This is a genomic window from Rhizobium subbaraonis (genome assembly GCF_900220975.1).
Taxonomy (GTDB): domain Bacteria; phylum Pseudomonadota; class Alphaproteobacteria; order Rhizobiales; family Rhizobiaceae; genus Mycoplana; species Mycoplana subbaraonis.
Genome location: NZ_OBQD01000006.1, coordinates 142,506 through 160,665, shown reverse-complemented (window position 1 = coordinate 160,665; position 18,160 = coordinate 142,506). Strand labels below are relative to the sequence as shown.

The following is an 18,160-nucleotide window of genomic DNA, read 5'->3' as shown; positions in this document are numbered from 1 at the left end:
GAGGCTGCAGCTTTGCGTCCCGTCTCATGCTGCAAATCCGCGTTGTTGCAGCCCTTGCCCGAAGCGAAGATTGCGTCCCCGCGTGGCCCCGGGTCAAGAGGCGACTTGGCTCTCGCCGGCAATCCAGAAGCAGCGCGAGGAGGCGAAGCGGTCCTGCCGCAGCCTTTCCTTCAAGAAAGGCAGCAGCCGGCCGAGCTCGTCCTTCAGCGTGAACGGCGGATTGACGACGATCAGGCCGGAGCCCGATAGCCCCGTCGTGTCGCGGTCGCTCTTCACGGAAAGCTCGGCGCAGAGCATCTTCGGGATGCCGAGATCCTTCAGCGCCTTGTGGAATTCGGCGATCGGCGCGCCCTTCTTCAAAGGGTACCAGAGGCAATAGATGCCGCCGGGAAAACGTCGCCAGGCCTTGGCGAGCCCGTCTGCCAGCCGCTCGTATTCGCCCTCGATCTCGAACGGCGGGTCGACCAGGATGATGCCGCGCTTTTCCTTCGGCGGCAGGTGCGCGCCGAGCGACAGCCAGCCGTCCAGATGGGTGATGCGGCTCTGGAAATCGCCGTCGAACAGGCGGTGCAGGCTCTCGTAGTCGTCGGGATGCAGCTCCATCGCCGACAGCCGGTCCTGCGGGCGGAACAGCATGCGCGCAAGCTTCGGCGAGCCTGGATAGTGGCGGATGCCGCCGCCGGGGTTGAGGTCCTTCACTGCGCCGAGATAGGGTGCCAACAGGTCGGCGATCTCCGCCGGCAGGTCGCCGTCCAGCAGCCGGCCGATACCGTCGCGCCATTCGCCGGTCTTCTGCGCCTCTTCGCTCGACAGGTCGTAGAGGCCGAGCCCGGCATGGGTGTCGAGCACCCGGAACGCCTTGTCCTTGGCCTTCATATAGGTGACGAGCCGCGCCAGAACCGCATGCTTGAGCACGTCGGCGAAGTTGCCTGCATGGTAGATGTGGCGGTAGTTCATCCCGATACCGAAGCCTTCGTTTCCGTGATGCGCCCATCAATTGTTGCGATGGGAGAATTTTATGCCTTCTTGGCGCTTCCGCCCTGCAATATACAAATGCCATGAACGTTGCGACCCCCAATATCGGCAAATCCCGGATCGGCCACTCGGTCTGTCCGCATGACTGTCCCTCCGCCTGCGCGCTCGACATCGAGATCGGCGCCGACGGGCGAATCGGCAAGGTGCGCGGCAGCGCCGACAACAGCTATACGGCTGGCGTGATCTGCGCCAAGGTCGCCCGCTATGCCGACCGTCTCTATCATCCCGACCGGCTGCTGAAGCCACTGCGTCGGACGGGTGAAAAGGGCGCGGGCGGCTGGCAGGACATTTCGTGGGAGGATGCGCTCGACGAGATTGCGAACGCCTTCGTCAGGGCCGAGCAGGCGCATGGTACCGAAGCCGTCTGGCCCTATTACTACGCCGGCACGATGGGGCAGGTTCAGCGCGATTCGATCGACCGCCTGCGCCATGCCAAGCGCTATTCCGGCTTCTTCGACAGTATCTGCACCAACACCGCCTGGACCGGCTACGTCATGGGCACCGGCAGCCTGACCGGCCCCGACCCGCGCGAAATGGCCAAGGCCGACTGCGTCGTCATCTGGGGCACGAATGCGGTCGCCACGCAGGTCAACGTGATGACCCATGCGGTGAAGGCCCGCAAGGAGCGCGGCGCGAAACTCGTCGTCATCGACATCTATGACAACCCGACGATGAAGCAGGCCGATATGGCGTTGAAGCTGCGCCCCGGCACCGACGCCGCACTCGCCTGCGCCGTCATGCACATCGCCTTCCGTGACGGCCATGCCGACCGCGCCTACATGAAAAGTTTCGCCGACGATCCGGTCGGCCTCGAGGCGCATCTGGCCACCCGCGGGCCGGAATGGGCAGCCGAAATCACCGGGCTTTCGGTCGATGAGATCGAGGCCTTCGCCCGCCTCGTCGGCGAGACGAAGCGCACCTTCTTCCGCCTCGGCTATGGCTTCACCCGCAGCCGCAACGGATCGGTGTCGATGCATGCCGCCGTCTCGGTCGCGACCGTGCTCGGTTCCTGGCAATACGAGGGCGGTGGTGCCTTCCACAACAACGGCGGCATCTACCGGCTCGACAAGCGCGAGCTGATGGGCCTCGACCTCCTCGATCCCGACATCCGCGAGCTCGACCAGTCGCAGATCGGCCGCGTGCTCACCGGCGATCCGGTGGCGCTGCGCCATCGAGGGGCGGTGACGGCGATGCTGATCCAGAACACCAATCCCGCCAGCATCGCCCCCGAGCAGCGGCTGGTGAGGAAGGGGTTCATGCGCGACGACCTCTTCGTCGCCGTGCACGAACAGTTCATGACCGATACGGCCAAGCTCGCCGACATCGTGCTGCCGGCCACCATGTTCGTCGAGCACGACGATCTCTATCGCGGCGGCGGCCACCAGCACATCCTGCTCGGCCCCAAGCTCGTCGAGCCGCCATCCACCGTGCGCACCAACCTCTTCGTCATCGACGAGCTGGCCAGGCGCCTCGGCGTTTCCCACCTGCCGGGCTTCGGGCTTTCCGAGCGCGACCACATCACCCGCATGCTGCCGCACTACGAGATGGATTGCGACGGCCTTGCCGAAGACAAGTGGATCGACTGCCAGCCGGACTTCGACACGGCGCACTACGCCAAGGGCTTCGGCCATCCGGATGGCCGTTTCCGGTTCCGCCCGAACTGGACGGCGACGCCGGCGCCGAACCGCCCGCCGGCCTCGATCGGCCCGCTCGGCCCGCACGCGGCGCTGCCGGAATTCCCCGACTATATCGAGGTGATCGAGGCGGCGGACGACGAACATCCCTTCCGCCTCGCGACCCCGCCGGCGCGCACCTACCTCAATTCCAGCTTCACCGAGATGAAGTGGTCGCGCGAACGCGAGGGCCGGCCGGAGGTGATGATCCATCCGGACGACGCCGGGGCCAACGGCATCGCCGACGGTGATGTCGTGAGGCTCGGCAATGTCCGCGGCGAGATCCGCCTGCATGCGAAGGTGACCGGCGAGACCAAGCCGGGCATCTTGATCTGCGAGGGCATCTGGCCGAACGACGCCCATCTGGACGGCGAGGGCATCAACGTGCTGACAGGTGCCGATCCGGTTGCCCCCTATGGTGGCGCCGCCCTGCACGACAACCGCGTCTGGCTCAGGAAAGAGGCTGCATGACGAAGTTCCGGGACGCGACGATCGACGTCGTCTCCGACGAGACGCTCTCCGACAACTGGTACCACCTGCGCAAGGTCACTTTCGACTATACCGGCTCGGACGGCCACACCGTCCGCCTCGAGCGCGAGGTCTATGACCGCGGCAACGGCGCCACCATCCTCCTGCACGACCCGAAGCGCGACACCATCATCCTTGTGCGCCAGTTCCGCATGCCCGCCTACCAGAACGGCCATTCCGGCTGGCTTCTGGAGACGCCGGCCGGCCTGCTCGACGGCGACCACCCGGCCGATGCCATCCGCCGCGAGGTGATGGAGGAGACCGGCTATAGGATCGGCGAGGTCAGGCCGCTGTTCCGCGCCTTCATGAGCCCGGGTGCCGTGACCGAACTCGTCCACTTCTTCGCAGCCGAGATCGACGCCTCCGTGCGCGAGGGCAACGGCGGCGGCGCCGACCACGAGCACGAGGACATCGAGGTCGTCGAACTCGGCCTCGACGAGGCCGCTCGCATGATCGAGACCGGCGAGATCTGCGACGGTAAGACGATCATGCTGGTGCAGTGGGCGCTGGCGCGGCGGAAGTAGCGCTTTGGCCTGTCGTTCGGGCGCAGCCGAAGCTTGATGTGACGGGTCAGTTCGCGCAGTTTCTGGTACGCGACTGAAAGACAGGCCGTCTTCGTTCAAGCCGTATCGGAACTGAACATCAAAAGCACTGGCACGCTCCAACCGCCAGGTCTGCCTCACTCCGTCGGTCAAGAATGTCTGCCGCTTCCGGGAGCTATGCGTTTAGAAAAGTGAAATGCCGTTGTGGCAATTAGGAGGAACCGGGAGGCTGACTTGCAAGTGAACGCGCGTGTGCCAGGGTACATGCAAGTGTTTTGGGCAGGGCCGTGTCGGTAGGTAACGCCGGAAAGTGGTATCGTGTTTTCGCAACAGCAATTGGTTTCAATCCTTTCCTCCCTCCCGGACCCCGCATTCATCCTCACGCGCAGTGGCCGCTATGCAGCGGTATTCGGAGGGAAGGACCTCCGGCACTATCATGACGGTAGCGCCCTTGTCGGGCGCAGCATGTTTGAAGTGCTGAAGGAGGAGAAGGCTCAGTGGTTTGCTGACGAAATTGAAAAGGCGCTGGAAAGCGGTGTACTCCATATCGTGGAATACGAACTCAGCGGCAGCGACGTCAAGGGAGCTGGCGACGGTCCCAGTCATTCCATCTGGTTCGAAGGCCGCATCCAGGCGTTGAGTTTTCAGGTGGAGGGCGAGGCTGCCGTCGTCTGGGTGGCGAGCAACATCACCGACAAGAACGACGTTCAGAAAAAGCTGCGCCAACTCAGCGAAACGGACGCCCTGACCGGGCTGTACAACCGACGGAAGCTGATGGAGACCTTGGATCACCAACTGGCGATCTTTGAGCGGGAAAGGTCCCAGACCTCGGTCCTCGTCTTCGATCTCGACAATTTCAAACGGCTCAATGACGAGATGGGGCATCATGCAGGTGACGCGGCCCTCGTGGAAATTGCGCGCCTGTGCCGCCAGCATCTGCGCCAGAGCGATGTGATTGCCCGTTTTGGCGGAGACGAATTCGTGGTCGTGATGCCCGGCACCCATCGCGGCGACGCGTTGGAAATTGCCGAGATGCTGCGCGCACGTGTTCCCGTCATCCTGAGGGAAAACGTGCGCTATGAATCGACGATCAGTGGCGGTGTCAGCGAGTTCGGTGGGCCGGACCGGTTTTCCAGCGATGTACTGAAACGTGCCGATGAGGGGCTTTATCTGTCGAAACGGGCCGGCCGCAACCGGATCTCGGCTCTTTGAATAGCAGCCGGGGATCCGGTGATCAGGGTATGCTCTACCGGTTCGGGGAGATGAGCGATCCCGTGGCTTCCCCTGCCGGCGCGTCGACCGCCACAGCCCGTCCCCCCTCCATCCGCACCTTGCCTTCCGCAACAAGCCTCAGCCCCAGCGGATAGGCCCTGTGCTCGACGGTGAGCACGCGCGCCGCGAGGTCGGCCGGCGTGTCGCCTGCCAGCACCGGCACGGCCGCCTGGACGATCTGCGGACCCTCGTCCATGCCTTCGGTGACGAAATGGACGGTGCAGCCGGCGATCTTCATGCCGGCTTCGATGGCGCGGCGATGGGTGTCGAGGCCCGGAAAGAGCGGCAGCAGGGAGGGGTGGATGTTGAGGATGCGTCCCTCGTAGCGGGCGATGAAGCGGCCCGAAAGCAGGCGCATGTAGCCGGCGAGGCAGATGATGTCCGGCCGCTGGCGCTCGAGTTCGGCCAGGATCGCCTCCTCGTGCGCCTCCTTCGAGGCGAAATCCTTGCGGGCGAAGGCGAAGGTCGGAATGCCGCGCGCCTGGGCCTTGGCAAGTCCGCCGGCGTCGGCCTTGTCGGAAAAGACGGCGACGATCTCGGCCGGGAAGTCCGGCTGCGCGCAGCTGTCGGCAAGCTTCACCATGTTGGAGCCGCTGCCGGAGACGAAGGCGACGACGCGCTTGCGGGAGACGCCTGCGCTCATAGGGCGAGCGTGCCCTTGTAGCGGGTGCCGGCTTCGCCCTCGGCGCGGGCGACCATGCGGCCGAGCGTGAAGACGGTTTCGCCTTCGGCCGCAAGCACCGCACTGACGCGCTCGACGTCATCCGCCGAAACGACGGCGATCATGCCGACGCCGCAGTTGAAGGTGCGCAGCATTTCGGTCGCCGCGACGCCGCCGGTCTTCGACAGCCAGGAGAACACGGCCGGCGCCTTCACGGCGTCGAGGTCGATCTCCGCGGCGAGGTGTTTGGGCAGCACGCGCGGAATGTTTTCCGGAAAGCCGCCGCCGGTGATGTGGGCCAGCGCCTTGATCGCGCCGGTCTCGCGGATCGCCTTCAGGAGCGGCTTCACGTAGATCTTCGTCGGCGTCATCAGCGCTTCGGCGAGGCTCTGGCCTTCCGCGAACGGGGCAGGGGCGTCCCAGGCAAGGCCGGACAGCGCCACGATCTTGCGCACCAGCGAATAGCCGTTGGAGTGGACCCCCGAGGAGGCGAGCCCAAGGATCACGTCACCCTCGGCGATATCGCCGGCCGGCAGCAGCTTGCCGCGTTCGGCCGCACCGACCGCAAAGCCCGCGAGATCGTAGTCGCCGCCGGCATACATGCCGGGCATCTCGGCCGTCTCGCCGCCGATCAGCGCGCAGCCGGCCTGGCGGCAGCCCTCGGCGATGCCGCCGACGATTGCAGCCCCCTGGTCGGGATCGAGCTTGCCGGTGGCGAAATAGTCGAGGAAGAACAGCGGTTCTGCGCCCTGAACCACGAGGTCGTTGACGCACATGGCGACGAGGTCGATGCCGACGGTGTCGTGCCTGTCGGCGTCGATCGCGATCTTCAGCTTGGTGCCGACGCCGTCGTTGGCGGCGACCAGGACGGGATCGGTGAAGCCTGCCGCCTTCAGGTCGAACAGGCCGCCGAAGCCGCCGATCTCGCCATCGGCGCCGGGGCGGCGGGTGGAGCGTACGGCCGGCTTGATCTTCTCGACCAGCAGGTTGCCCGCGTCGATATCGACGCCCGCATCGCTGTAGGTCAGGCCGTTTCTGTCAGACTGGCTCATCGTCCGCTCTCCGCTTTCTGGCAATTGCGCCCGATTGGCACGTCGGGGCCGCAAGTGCAAGCGCAATGCCCGGATCGCCCGGCTTTTTTAACGTTTTTGCCGGCCGGAAGGCGGCGTCCCCCAAAGCCCGCTGTCGATTTAGCCGCCGCGACCTTGACCATTCTCTCTGGTGCGGCCTATTTCAACATCAGGATGCGTATCAGTCAGGGTAGGGCGGTCGTGAAGGATCACGAAACAGTACATCGCGACACGGCCCCTGGCCCGGTTTCCGGCCACGTCAGCGGTGCTGGACTGAAACGGCAGGTCATCTTCTGGCTGATTGCGCTGGCCGGCCTCGTTCTGTTCTTGATGATCTTCAGCTCGATCCTGCTGCCTTTCGTCGCCGGCATGGCGCTCGCCTACTTCCTCGATCCGGTCGCCGACAGGCTGGAGCGCTTTGGCCTCAGCCGCACCATGGCGACGGTCTTCATCCTCGTCGCCTTCGTCATCCTGTTTGCCCTTTCGCTGATGATCATCATCCCGCTTCTGGCGACGCAGGCCTCCGATCTCTTTGCCAAGCTGCCGGGCTACATCACCCAGCTGCAGAACCTGGTGACGAGCTTCAACCCGGAGATCCTGCCGCCCTGGATCAGCAGCCAGATGGGCACGATCAAGCAGGGTTTCGGCAGCGTGCTGGCCGAAGGTGCCGGGCTGCTCGGCACGGTCTTCAAGCAGATCTGGAATTCCGGACTTGCGCTCGTCGACATTGCCTCGCTGCTCATCGTGACCCCCGTCGTTGCCTTCTACCTGCTGCTCGACTGGGATCGGATGATCACCAAGGTGGACAGCTGGATTCCGCGCCAGCACGTGACGACCGTCCGCCAGATCGCAACCGAGATGAACACCGCCATCGCCGGCTTCGTGCGCGGCCAGGGTTCGATCTGCATTATTCTCGGCCTTTACTACGGCATCGGGCTGACGTCCGTGGGACTGAACTTCGGCCTCTTGATCGGCCTCTTCGCCGGCCTGATCAGCTTTGTCCCCTATGTGGGCTCGATGGTGGGGCTGGTACTCTCGGTGGGCGTTGCCATCGTCCAGTTCTGGCCGGATTACCTGTGGATCGGTGCGGTGCTCGCGATCTTCTTCTCGGGGCAGTTCATCGAGGGTAACATCCTGCAGCCGAAGCTGGTGGGCAAGCAGGTCGGACTTCATCCGGTCTGGCTGATGTTCGCGCTGTTCGCCTTCGGCGCCCTGTTCGGCTTCGTCGGCCTGCTGGTGGCGGTTCCAGCCGCCGCAGCGGTCGGCGTGCTTGTCCGTTTTGGGCTGCAGCGCTACCTTGACAGCGATGTCTATCACGGTCAGGCCAATCCGCCCGCCGTCCGGAAGAAGGAAACGCCTTCCGTTCGCAAGCCGTAGCCGAGTATCGCATGAAATCGCCCAAACCCGCAGAACAGCTACCGCTGGAGTTCCAGCACGTTCCCTCGTCAGGTCGCGACGACCTGCTGATATCCGATCCCTTGAGCGCCGCCGTCTCGGTCGTGGACGCCTGGCCGAACTGGCCGTCGCCGGTGGTGATCCTTGCCGGGCCGATCGGTTCGGGCAAGACGCATCTCGCCTCGATCTGGCGGGAGCGCTCGGGCGCTGCCGAAATCCGTCCGCGGGAAGGCGAGGGTGCGGAAGAGATGGCGGCCGCAGGCCCCGTATTGTTCGAGGACGCGGACCGCTGCGGCTTCGACGACCGCTCGCTCTTCCACGTCATCAACAATGTCCGCCAGAACGGCAACACGCTTCTGATGACCTCGCGCCTGTGGCCGATGTCCTGGCCGGTCGAGCTGCCGGACCTGCGTTCGCGTCTCAAGGCCGCGACGGTGGTGGAGATCGGCGAGCCTGACGACGAGCTTCTGTCGCAGGTGATCGTGAAGCTCTTCGCCGATCGCCAGCTTTTCGTGGACGACCGCCTCGTCGCCTACATGGTCGCGCGGATGGAACGCTCCCTCGATGCCGCGCAAAAGGTCGTGGATCGCCTTGACAGGTTGGCGCTGGCGCGCGGCAGCCGCATCACGCGGGCGCTCGCCCAGGAGGTGCTCGGGCAGATGGCCGAGGGAGATAGCTCCGACCTCGGGGATTGACTGTCATAGAACCGTCGTCAAACTGCGCTAACAGCCTGAACAAAAACAACGGGGCGGTTATGGACATGGATGCAGTACCGACGAAGAACGAGAGCGCAGAACAGCCGCAGCAGTTGGATGATGCGCTGGCTCTCGCGGAGTTGATGAAAAGCCCCGAACGGTTCGTGAACCGAGAGTTTTCCTGGCTTCAGTTCAATCGCCGCGTTCTCGAGGAGACCCTCAACACCGCCCATCCGCTGCTCGAGCGCGTGCGCTTTCTGTCGATCTCGGCGGCAAACCTCGACGAGTTCTTCATGGTCCGCGTTGCCGGTCTGGAAGGGCAGGTTCGCCAGGGGATTGCCATTCGCAGCCCGGACGGCAAGACTTCGGCCGAGCAACTTGACGGTATCCTGAAGGAAATCGACAACCTTCAGATGGAGCAGCAGGCTTCGCTCGCCGTGCTGCAGCAGTATCTCGCCAAGGAAGACATCGTCATTATCCGGCCCTCCGGCCTGAAGGGCGATGACCGGAGCTGGCTCGCCCAGGAGTTCGAGCAGTCGATCTTCCCGGTGCTGACGCCGCTTTCCATCGATCCCGCGCACCCTTTCCCCTTCATCCCCAACCTCGGCTTCTCGATGGGGCTGCAGCTGATCCACAAGCGCGATCGTGAGCCGATGACGGCGCTGCTGCGTCTGCCGCCGGCACTGGACCGCTTCGTCCGGCTGCCGGATGACGGCGCGGTCATTCGCTACATCACCCTGGAAGACGCTGTCAGCCTGTTCATCGACAGGCTGTTCCCCGGCTACGAGGTTCAGGGCTCCGGCACGTTCCGCATCATCCGCGACAGCGATATCGAGGTGGAGGAAGAGGCCGAGGATCTCGTCCGCTTCTTCGAAACTGCGCTGAAGCGCCGGCGCCGCGGTTCGGTGATTCGCATCGAGACCGATTCCGAAATGCCGGAATCGCTTCGCCATTTCGTCGTGAACGAACTCGGCGTGCCTGAAAACCGCGTCGCCGTCCTGCCGGGTCTGCTGGCGCTCAACACGCTTTCGGAGATCACCAAGGCCCCGCGCAACGACCTGCGCTTCGAGCCCTACAACGCGCGATTTCCCGAGCGCGTCCGCGAGCACGCCGGCGACTGCTTCGCAGCCATCCGCGAAAAGGACATGGTCGTCCACCACCCGTACGAATCCTTCGACGTGGTGGTTCAGTTTCTTCTCCAGGCTGCGCGCGATCCTGAGGTCGTGGCGATAAAGCAGACGCTCTACCGCACCTCCAACGACAGCCCGATCGTACGCGCGCTGATCGACGCCGCCGAGGCCGGCAAGTCGGTGACGGCACTGGTCGAGCTCAAGGCGCGCTTCGACGAAGAGGCCAACATCCGCTGGGCGCGCGACCTGGAACGCGCCGGCGTGCAGGTTGTCTTCGGCTTCATCGAATTGAAGACGCACGCAAAGATGTCGCTCGTAGTCCGCCGCGAGGAGGGCAGGCTGCGCAGCTACTGCCATCTCGGCACCGGCAACTACCATCCCGTTACGGCGAAGATCTACACCGACCTGTCCTTCTTCACCTGCAACCCGTTGATCGCCCACGACATGGCGAACATCTTCAACTTCATCACCGGCTACGGCGAGCCCGAAGCCGACATGCAGATTGCGATTTCGCCGCATACCTTGCGTCCGCGCATCCTGCGCAACATCGAAAACGAGATCGAGCATGCCCGCAACGGCGCGCCGGCGGCGATCTGGATGAAGATGAACTCGCTCGTCGATCCCGAGATCATTGACGCGCTCTATCGCGCCAGCCAGGCCGGCGTCGAGGTCGATCTTGTTGTGCGCGGCATCTGCTGCCTGCGTCCGCAGGTTGCCGGCCTGTCGGACAACATCCGAGTCAAGTCCATCGTCGGCCGTTTCCTGGAGCATTCCCGCATCTTCTGTTTCGGCAATGGTCACGGGCTTCCCTCGGAGAAGGCGCTCGTCTATATAGGCTCGGCGGACATGATGCCGCGTAACCTGGACCGGCGCGTCGAAACGCTGGTTCCGTTGACCAACCGCACTGTGCATGAACAGGTTCTATCGCAGATCATGCTGGGCAATCTGATCGATAACCAGCAGAGCTATGAGATCCTTCCGGATGGAACTTCGCGGCGCATGCAGGTGCCGCAAGGGACCGAGCCGTTCAATGCGCAGCACTATTTCATGACCAACCCCAGCCTGTCCGGGCGAGGGGAGGCCCTTAAGTCGAGCGCGCCCAAGGCGATCGCCGGCTGGAAGAGCCAGCGCAAACGGTAATATTGGATTTGCATGGTTGAATCTGAAGCGCAGGGGCGCCTGCCCGGCATCGCCCCGGTATCCGTCGTCGATATCGGGTCGAACTCCATTCGTCTCGTCATTTACGAAGGGATGATCCGGGCGCCTGCCATTCTCTTCAACGAGAAGGTCATGTGCGGGCTCGGCAAGGGGCTGGCCAAGACCGGTCGCATGGACGATGCGAGCGTGGAGCGCGCGCTGACGGCGCTTCATCGTTTCAAGGCACTTTCCCATCAGGCCCGCGCCAACCGCATGTATGCGCTTGCGACCGCCGCCGCACGGGAGGCGGAGAACGGCCCGGATTTCATCGCGCGCGCCGAGGAAATCCTCGAGCACAAGGTTCGGGTGCTCTCCGGCGACGAGGAGGCCTATTTTTCCGCGCTCGGCATCATCAGCGGCTTCCATGATCCTGACGGCATCGTCGGCGACCTTGGCGGCGGCTCGCTGGAGCTCGTGGACGTCGCAGGCGATGCGATCGGGAACGGACTGACCCTGCCGCTGGGCGGCATCCGCCTGTCGGAAGCCTCCGCAGGGTCCGTCGCCCAGGCGCGCATCATCGCCCGCAAGCATCTGAAGACCGCCGGCCTGCTCAAGCGCGGGCAGGGACGTACCTTCTATGCGGTCGGCGGCACCTGGCGCTCGATCGCCAAGCTGCACATGGAGGTGAAGAACTATCCGCTGCACATGATGCAGGGCTACGAGGTTTCCTTCGACGAGGCGATGGACTTCCTTACCTACGTCGTCACCAGCAAGGACACGAAGGATCCCGCCTACGCCACCATCTCCAAGAACCGCCGCAACCTTCTGCCCTTCGGCGCCGTGGCCATGCAGGAGGCGATCGCGCTGATGCGGCCCGCCAGAGTCTCGTTTTCGTCGCAGGGCGTGCGCGAGGGCTATCTCTACTCGCTGCTGCCGGAACAGGAAAAGCAGCGTGATCCGCTCTTGGCCGCGGCCGAGGAACTGGCGATCCTGCGTGCCCGTTCGCCCGAGCACGCCCGCGAGCTTGCCGACTGGACCGGCCAGGCCATGCCGCATTTCGGCATCGAGGAGACCGACCAGGAGGCGCGATACCGCCAGGCCGCCTGCCTTCTCGCCGACATCAGCTGGCGCGCCCACCCGGACTACCGTGGCCTGCAGGCGCTCAACATCATTGCGCACGGCACCTTCACCGGCATCACCCATTCCGGCCGTGCCTATATCGCCCTTGCCAACTACTATCGTTTCGAGGGGCTCTATGACGACGGCGCCTCCGGTCCGCTGGCGGCGATCGCAACGCCGCGGATGCTGATGCTCGCCAAGCTGCTCGGTGGCCTTCTGCGTGTCGTCTACCTCTTCTCCGCCTCTATGCCCGGCGTGGTGCGCAACCTCTCCATCCGCCCGTCGCAGGCGGAAGATGTCGACCTCGATTTCGTTGTGCCGCATCAATATGCCGATTTTGCCGGCGAGCGCCTCGAGGGCCGCCTGCAACAGCTGGCAAAACTGACGGGAAAGCGGATCGCGTTCCGCTTCGAATGAAGACGGTTTGGAGGATGCTGAGGGCGGTCAACAGCGCGTTGGTCCTTATCATATCCTTCTTCGTTCTGGCGTTCATTTTTATCTCAGCGGTGTTCATCATCGGCGGGATGCTGGAGATGCGACGTATGGAGGCTGGCGATTACCCGCTGGTCGATACCTCTCAAGTCGTCATCGAGGGACGTACATTTCGGCTCGAGCGCTACGCGGTTCATCCCTTTCTCGCCGAGTACAAACGTATCCTGACGGTGCGTAGCGCCGATGGAGCTGAGTTCGCTAGCGAACTTGACCTTGATTCCGGTGGGGCAGGGCGGTTGGCTTTTTGCAGGATTGCAGAAGGAGCAATCCTTATATTCGATCGCTTTGGCAGCTACCGTGTGGTGGAAAGCGGAGAAATACAGCCACTATTCGACGCGACGATCTCCAAAATTCTGTCGGACGGCTCGATGGAACCTGTCGCGATCCCGGAAAGGCGGCCGGCGTGCCTCAAGGAACTTGGCGCGTTCGATCGGGATCAGAATGGAGACTACGGCTTTCAGCCGCCGCTCTAGTTCTTCCGAACTTGTTTGTTGATGCGCCGCCGCCGGTTGCGGCGGCGGCGCACAGGTATCACTCCGCCTTCAGGAATTCGCCCACTTCCAGAAGCACGAACTCGTTGTCGTCGGCCTTGTCGAGCGCGCGACCGGCGGAGAACGGCAGGTTGTTGTCGTTGCCGACGACGATGTGGGTCTCGTCCACCCGGTCGACGTTCTCGATCGTCAGGAACGGCATGTCGTAATAGCCGTCGCCGCCGCCCTGGCGCTTCTTGTTCTCGGGGTCCGCGATCTTGAGGAGGTCGATGTAGCCGATCTTGCGGACGGCCTTGCCGACATTCTCATCGGTCATCTCGATCTTGTAGATCCGCTTCACCTTGGATGGAACGGCGAAGCAGTCCGCCTTCGGATCCTTTGGGTCGGCGCAGGCCTTGTCCACCGTGCCGGCGCCGTTGTCGCGTTCGATCACCAGCGCGGTCTTGTCGTCCAGCATGTTGAAGTCGCCGATCGCCTCGCCGCCTTCCGCGAGCGGATAGAGCCAGCTGCGGCCGGTCCACGTCTTCGTCGCGACGTCGAATTCGACAATGCGCAACGCCGGGCGACCCTCTGCCTGCTCGGTGGTTTCGCTATCGGTCCACAGCGGGCCCTCGAGAAGTCCATAGAGCTTGCTGCCGTCCTTCGACATGGCGAGCCCCTCATAGCCGCCGGAACGCTTCAGGTTGAACGCCGGCGTCGGCTTCGAGGGATCGGCCTGCAGCGTCAGCGTCGGATTGTCGGGCGACATGACCGGCTTTCCGTCAACCGCGGTGGCGACGACGTCGGTCAGCTTGCCGTCGCGGTCGAACTTCAGGATGTAGGGACCGAACTCCTCGCCTATCCAGAAGCCGTCTGCGACCGGCTGGATCGATTCGAGGTCGAAGTCGGCACCGGTGAGATAACGGGTGGCCGCCCCCTCCATGACGATCGGGAACGGCGCCTTGCGGTCCGGATCGGAGAGGAAGACGGTCCGGACCGGTTCCACCTTGCCGTTCTCCCAGTCGAAACGCACGTTGTGCAGCATCAGCATAGCGTCGGTGGAGTTGAGCTTGGCGCCGAAACCGTTGTCGGAGAGCGACCAGAACGTGCCGTCCTCCATGGTCTTGATCCCGGAGAAGCCCTGCATGGGCTGGCCGTCGAAGGGCAGCGAGAGGCCGGTGGTGCGCACGCCATCCTTGCCGGGCACCGTGCCTAGGCCTTCGGCGCGCTTGCGGTCAGCGGTGGTGAACTTGCCCGACGTCTTCAGGTAGTCGGCGGCATCGCCAGGTGCCGCGATGATGGTGTTCGCCGGCAGGATCGCGTGCGCCTTGAGCGTGGCCGTGAAGGCCTTCTCCTCGGCGGAGGCCTGTCCGCACATCACGAGGGCTACGGCGGCGGTGGTGAGCAAGAATTTGGTCATCAAACATCCCCATGGGTTTGCACTACGCGACCAGTCGATAGGAACCGGCTGTGACCGGTGCTTGACAGTTGCTTGAAGGTTTGGTGACCGTCCACGGCGGTCGCTCCGGCTGCTTTTTTCCGGAACCATCTGCCGATCTGTGTGGCGCTCCCTGCGGTCAGGCGCCGGCTAGCGCGCCGCAGATGCCGCCCAGCGATACTGGCGTTCGGTCTGCACCGCGCCGGGCCGCACCGACCGGATGTGCCGAAGCGCCTGCTCCGGCGGCCAGCCGCGCTCGACGAGGAGCCGAAGGGCCGCCATTCCGGCGCGCCCATGCCCGCCATGGCAGTGAACGAGAACGGCGCCACCCTCATCCAGGATCGCGTGCAGCGCGGGCGCGATGCCTGCCCATTTCTCAAGGCTTGCAGCGCCCGGTCCGCCGAGATCGCGGACGGGGACGTGAAACCATGCGATCGACCGCCCGGAGAGCCGGTCACCCAGGTCCTCGCAGTCGCACGCCTGCATTTCCGCCAGGTCCGTCATGGAGACGACAGCGGCAGCGCCCCATTCGGCGATGGCTGCGATGTCGTTGTCGGGAGCACCGCTGCGTCCGGGAATGTGGCTGATTCCGATGCGTCCGCCATCAGGCAGCGCGATAGTCGAAATCGTGAAGGGTTCGGCAATGGCCATAACCCCATTCTATAGAATGTTACGGAAAAAGCTGCCCGGCATTCGCAATCCGCACATGCGCGGAACGCTGCAAGTGCGTGTGCGCGAACATCGCAACGCGACCTGCGCCAAGCACGATATCTGTCCTTTCGGAGGCCGCCTTCGGGTGTTGTGAAAGCCGGCCCGTGCAGCTCGGCCGGTTCAGAGTTCTACGGCTTCGATCTTCCGGTTGACGAAGCGCAGAGCCACCTTGCCGCCGATCAGGTCCAGCGCGACGTTGCCGAACAGTTCGCGGCGCCAGCCGTGCAGGGCGGCGACGTCGGCACTTTCGCCATCGATGGCGATCTTTTCCAGATCGTCGCTGTTGGCGATGATCTTGGCGGCGACCCCCTGCTTTTCGGCGACGAGCTTGAGCAGCACCTTCAGCATTTCGGTGGCGGCCGCAGCGCCCTCCGGCACGTGCGGCTGGCGCGGCAGCTTTGGAAGGTCCGTCTTCGGAATTGCCAGCGCTTCCTTGATCGCCTCCAGAAGGGCGGAGCCCGACTGCGAGCGCTCCCAGCCCTTCGGGATCGTGCGCAGCCGTCCAAGCGCCTCGGCGTCCGCAGGCTGCTGCTGGGCGATCTCGTAGATCGTGTCGTCCTTCAGGATACGCGATCGCGGCACGTTGCGCGACCGGGCCTCGCGCTCGCGCCATGCGGCGACCTTCTGCAGCACGACGAGCTCCAGCGGCTTCTTGACCCTGAGCTTCAGCCGCTTCCAGGCATCGTCCGGATGGATGTCATAGGTGCCGGGAGCCTCCAGCACCGCCATTTCCTCTGTGACCCAGAGCGTGCGGTCTTCTTGTTCCAGCTTACTCTTGAGGAACTGGTAGACGTCGCGCAGGTGGGTGACGTCGGCAAGGGCGTATTCCAGCTGCTTGTCCGTCAGCGGCCGGCGGCTCCAGTCGGTAAAGCGCGAGGACTTGTCGATCTGCACGCCCTTCGTCTTCTGCACCAGCTGGTCGTAGGAAACGCTGTCGCCGAAGCCGCAGACCATGGCGGCGACCTGCGTGTCGAAGATCGGATGCGGGATCAGCTTGCCGAGGTTGTAGATGATTTCCAGGTCCTGCCGGGCGGCATGGAAAACCTTGACCACGCTGCTATCGGCCATCAGTGCGAAGAATGGCGCAAGGTCGATCCCCTTTGCCATCGGATCGACGATCACCGCTGTCTCCGGGCCGGCCATCTGGATCAGGCAGAGCTCCGGCCAGAACGTCGTCTCGCGGAGAAATTCCGTGTCGATCGTCATGTAGTCGGATTTGGCAAGCAGGGCGCAGGCTTCTGCCAGTGCAGCGGTGGTCTCGATGATATGCATCAAATTTGCTCGAATGCGGCCGGGTTCACGTCAGGATGGTTTAACCGCTCCACCATTTCGCCACAATCGAAAACTGACAGCGGGTGTCAGCTTATGCGAACATAGCTGCTCATCCCGGCCTTCTGGTGTTCGATGATATGGCAATGGAGCAGCCACTCGCCGGGATTGTCGGCGACGAATGCAAGGTCGGCGGTCTCGTCGGGCTGCAGCAGGATTGTGTCCGTCGGGTGGCCAAGAAGCCGTGGCTGGTTGGAGGCGACTGCGCGGAAGCTCAGGCCGTGCAGGTGGATGGGATGGGCGTGCGGGGTCCGGTTCGCCATGCGGAAGATGTAGCTCCTGCCGAGTTTCAGGTCGGCAAGCGCTGCGATCCGGTCCGGCGTGTCGCCCGGCCAGGCGACGCGATTGATCGCCCAGAAGGTGTAGCCGAGCGAACCGCAGATGCTGGCGCGCGCGCCGTGCTCGGCAGTCGCGGTGAAATCGAGCGGAATGATCTCCGCCTTCGGGTCGGCGATCGGAACCTCATTGGCGGGAAGGGGCTTGACGTCGCCGAGGTCGCCCTTCCGGCTGGCACCGGTGGAACGCAGCGCGGCGACCGTCCAGGGCGTGCTGCCGCGCACGTTGACGAGCCTGACGGTTTCCCCCTCGCCATCCGGCATGCGCACGACCAGTTCCATGCGCTGGCCGGGGCCCACGTCGAGGAACTCGAGCGGGAAGGGGGCTTCCAGCGGGTTGCCGTCGAGTGCGACGACCTTTGCCGCGCCGCCCTCCAGTCCCAGCCGGTAGATGCGGGTAACGTCCGTGGCGGCGATGCGAAGGCGCACGAGCCCGCCCGCCGGCGCGTCGTAGACCGGCTCCCTGCGCCAGTTTGTGGTGCGTACCGTGCCGTAGGTGCCGCTTCTGGCAGCATCGCGGGGCTTGAACTGTTCGATGAACTGGCCGTCGCCGCCGAGCCTGAAGTCACGCAGATTCAGCACGATCTCGGCGTCGAACACCGGATCGAGCGGATTTTCCACGACGATCATGCCGGTCATTCCGCGCCCCATCTGCTCCAGCGTGTTGCAGTGCGGATGGTACCAGAAGGTACCGGCATCGGGCGGGGTGAAGCGATAGTCGAATGTGTCGCCGGGATAGACGTAGGGCTGCGTCATTTCCGGCACCCCGTCCATGGCATTTTCGATGCGAAGACCGTGCCAATGAACGGTGGTCGGCTCCTTCAGCCGGTTGACAAGACGGGCGGCGAACGCCTCGCCCTTGCGCATCCGCAATACCGGCGGCAGGCCGTCGCCCGTATCGCCCGCTTCACCCAAGCTGTAGGACATTGTGCGCTCGGTGAGATGTTGTCCGTCGATCGGCGCGCTACCGTCATGGGCGACGAGATCGACCGGGCTGCCGGCAGCAGCGCGGCGTGCGAGCGGCAGGACCAAGCCTGCCCCGTAGGCGGCCGCGGCCAAGGCTGAACCTTTGAGGAGGGTGCGGCGGTCGATCGGCATGGCTGCTCCGGAGGTGGACTTGGCGGCCCT

15 protein-coding genes are annotated in these 18,160 nt (G+C 64.2%); 8 read left to right on the top strand and 7 right to left on the bottom strand.

The genetic code is table 11. The features are described from left to right. Nucleotides 1–93: 93 nt before the first annotated feature. The gene (locus CRO48_RS10830; RefSeq protein WP_097139050.1) at nucleotides 94–957 is read right to left on the bottom strand and encodes a 23S rRNA (adenine(2030)-N(6))-methyltransferase RlmJ; all 864 of its coding nucleotides are present in this window, start codon (nucleotides 955–957) and stop codon (nucleotides 94–96) included. Between the two features lie 101 nt (nucleotides 958–1,058). Here CRO48_RS10830 and CRO48_RS10825 point away from each other — a divergent pair, with 101 nt between their 5' ends. From CRO48_RS10825 to CRO48_RS10815, 3 genes are all read left to right on the top strand, one after another. After that, nucleotides 1,059–3,179 (top strand): molybdopterin-containing oxidoreductase family protein, encoded by a 2,121-nt coding sequence (locus CRO48_RS10825; protein ID WP_097139048.1) that lies wholly within the window; start codon nucleotides 1,059–1,061, stop codon nucleotides 3,177–3,179. Further along, the gene (locus CRO48_RS10820; protein WP_097139046.1) at nucleotides 3,176–3,760 is read left to right on the top strand and encodes an NUDIX domain-containing protein; all 585 of its coding nucleotides are present in this window, start codon (nucleotides 3,176–3,178) and stop codon (nucleotides 3,758–3,760) included. Before CRO48_RS10825 ends, CRO48_RS10820 begins: the two co-directional genes overlap by 4 nt. A 336-nt stretch (nucleotides 3,761–4,096) precedes the next feature. Further along, the gene (locus tag CRO48_RS10815) at nucleotides 4,097–4,990 is read left to right on the top strand and encodes a sensor domain-containing diguanylate cyclase (protein WP_097139045.1); all 894 of its coding nucleotides are present in this window, start codon (nucleotides 4,097–4,099) and stop codon (nucleotides 4,988–4,990) included. 34 nt (nucleotides 4,991–5,024) lie between these two features. Here the strand turns inward: CRO48_RS10815 and purN are convergent, their stop codons facing one another. After that, entirely contained in the window at nucleotides 5,025–5,693 is a 669-nt protein-coding gene (purN, locus tag CRO48_RS10810; RefSeq protein WP_097139043.1) for a phosphoribosylglycinamide formyltransferase, read from the bottom strand. Then, nucleotides 5,690–6,763, bottom strand: coding sequence for a phosphoribosylformylglycinamidine cyclo-ligase (purM, locus tag CRO48_RS10805; RefSeq protein ID WP_097139041.1), 1,074 nt, complete (start codon nucleotides 6,761–6,763; stop codon nucleotides 5,690–5,692). Before purM ends, purN begins: the two co-directional genes overlap by 4 nt. Nucleotides 6,764–6,955: 192 nt before the next feature. Between purM and CRO48_RS10800 the strand changes: the two genes are divergently transcribed. The 5 genes from CRO48_RS10800 (at nucleotide 6,956) to CRO48_RS10780 (ending at nucleotide 13,222) form a co-directional block, all read left to right on the top strand. After that, nucleotides 6,956–8,158, top strand: a complete 1,203-nt coding sequence (locus CRO48_RS10800) for an AI-2E family transporter (RefSeq protein WP_097139405.1) — start codon at nucleotides 6,956–6,958, stop codon at nucleotides 8,156–8,158. An 11-nt stretch (nucleotides 8,159–8,169) separates the two neighbouring features. Beyond that, on the top strand, nucleotides 8,170–8,871 hold the full coding sequence (gene hdaA, locus CRO48_RS10795) for a DnaA regulatory inactivator HdaA (RefSeq protein ID WP_097139039.1): 702 nt from the start codon (nucleotides 8,170–8,172) through the stop codon (nucleotides 8,869–8,871). A gap of 65 nt (nucleotides 8,872–8,936) precedes the next feature. Beyond that, nucleotides 8,937–11,141, top strand: coding sequence for an RNA degradosome polyphosphate kinase (locus CRO48_RS10790; protein WP_097139403.1), 2,205 nt, complete (start codon nucleotides 8,937–8,939; stop codon nucleotides 11,139–11,141). A gap of 12 nt (nucleotides 11,142–11,153) precedes the next feature. After that, nucleotides 11,154–12,674, top strand: a complete 1,521-nt coding sequence (ppx, locus tag CRO48_RS10785) for an exopolyphosphatase (RefSeq protein WP_097139038.1) — start codon at nucleotides 11,154–11,156, stop codon at nucleotides 12,672–12,674. Beyond that, on the top strand, nucleotides 12,671–13,222 hold the full coding sequence (locus tag CRO48_RS10780; protein ID WP_097139036.1) for a hypothetical protein: 552 nt from the start codon (nucleotides 12,671–12,673) through the stop codon (nucleotides 13,220–13,222). Before ppx ends, CRO48_RS10780 begins: the two co-directional genes overlap by 4 nt. A gap of 58 nt (nucleotides 13,223–13,280) precedes the next feature. Here CRO48_RS10780 and CRO48_RS10775 read toward each other — a convergent pair whose 3' ends face one another. From CRO48_RS10775 to CRO48_RS10760, 4 genes are all read right to left on the bottom strand, one after another. After that, nucleotides 13,281–14,639: an esterase-like activity of phytase family protein gene (locus CRO48_RS10775; protein WP_097139034.1), complete on the bottom strand. Its 1,359-nt coding sequence runs from the start codon at nucleotides 14,637–14,639 to the stop codon at nucleotides 13,281–13,283. A 168-nt stretch (nucleotides 14,640–14,807) separates the two neighbouring features. Continuing rightward, nucleotides 14,808–15,308 carry a protein-tyrosine phosphatase family protein gene (locus tag CRO48_RS10770; RefSeq protein ID WP_097139031.1) on the bottom strand — a complete coding sequence of 167 codons (501 nt, stop codon included), beginning with the start codon at nucleotides 15,306–15,308 and terminating at the stop codon, nucleotides 14,808–14,810. 180 nt (nucleotides 15,309–15,488) lie between these two features. Further along, the gene (gene rnd, locus CRO48_RS10765) at nucleotides 15,489–16,634 is read right to left on the bottom strand and encodes a ribonuclease D (RefSeq protein ID WP_097139401.1); all 1,146 of its coding nucleotides are present in this window, start codon (nucleotides 16,632–16,634) and stop codon (nucleotides 15,489–15,491) included. A 92-nt stretch (nucleotides 16,635–16,726) separates the two neighbouring features. Next, complete coding sequence (locus CRO48_RS10760; RefSeq protein WP_097139029.1) at nucleotides 16,727–18,130, bottom strand: multicopper oxidase family protein; 1,404 nt, start codon at nucleotides 18,128–18,130, stop codon at nucleotides 16,727–16,729. Nucleotides 18,131–18,160 lie beyond the last annotated feature (30 nt).

What these genes read in the sequence shown, in the direction of transcription:
- CRO48_RS10825 (WP_097139048.1), top strand. Translation starts at nt 1,059, where the DNA reads ATGAACGTTGCGACCCCCAATATCGGCAAATCCCGGATCGGCCACTCG.
- CRO48_RS10780 (WP_097139036.1), top strand. Translation starts at nt 12,671, where the DNA reads ATGAAGACGGTTTGGAGGATGCTGAGGGCGGTCAACAGCGCGTTGGTC.
- ppx (WP_097139038.1), top strand. Translation starts at nt 11,154, where the DNA reads ATGGTTGAATCTGAAGCGCAGGGGCGCCTGCCCGGCATCGCCCCGGTA.
- CRO48_RS10760 (WP_097139029.1), bottom strand. Translation starts at nt 18,130, where the DNA reads ATGCCGATCGACCGCCGCACCCTCCTCAAAGGTTCAGCCTTGGCCGCG.
- CRO48_RS10830 (WP_097139050.1), bottom strand. Translation starts at nt 957, where the DNA reads ATGAACTACCGCCACATCTACCATGCAGGCAACTTCGCCGACGTGCTC.
- purN (WP_097139043.1), bottom strand. Translation starts at nt 5,693, where the DNA reads ATGAGCGCAGGCGTCTCCCGCAAGCGCGTCGTCGCCTTCGTCTCCGGC.
- CRO48_RS10790 (WP_097139403.1), top strand. Translation starts at nt 8,937, where the DNA reads ATGGATGCAGTACCGACGAAGAACGAGAGCGCAGAACAGCCGCAGCAG.
- CRO48_RS10775 (WP_097139034.1), bottom strand. Translation starts at nt 14,639, where the DNA reads ATGACCAAATTCTTGCTCACCACCGCCGCCGTAGCCCTCGTGATGTGC.
- CRO48_RS10770 (WP_097139031.1), bottom strand. Translation starts at nt 15,308, where the DNA reads ATGGCCATTGCCGAACCCTTCACGATTTCGACTATCGCGCTGCCTGAT.
- CRO48_RS10820 (WP_097139046.1), top strand. Translation starts at nt 3,176, where the DNA reads ATGACGAAGTTCCGGGACGCGACGATCGACGTCGTCTCCGACGAGACG.
- CRO48_RS10800 (WP_097139405.1), top strand. Translation starts at nt 6,956, where the DNA reads ATGCGTATCAGTCAGGGTAGGGCGGTCGTGAAGGATCACGAAACAGTA.
- purM (WP_097139041.1), bottom strand. Translation starts at nt 6,763, where the DNA reads ATGAGCCAGTCTGACAGAAACGGCCTGACCTACAGCGATGCGGGCGTC.
- hdaA (WP_097139039.1), top strand. Translation starts at nt 8,170, where the DNA reads ATGAAATCGCCCAAACCCGCAGAACAGCTACCGCTGGAGTTCCAGCAC.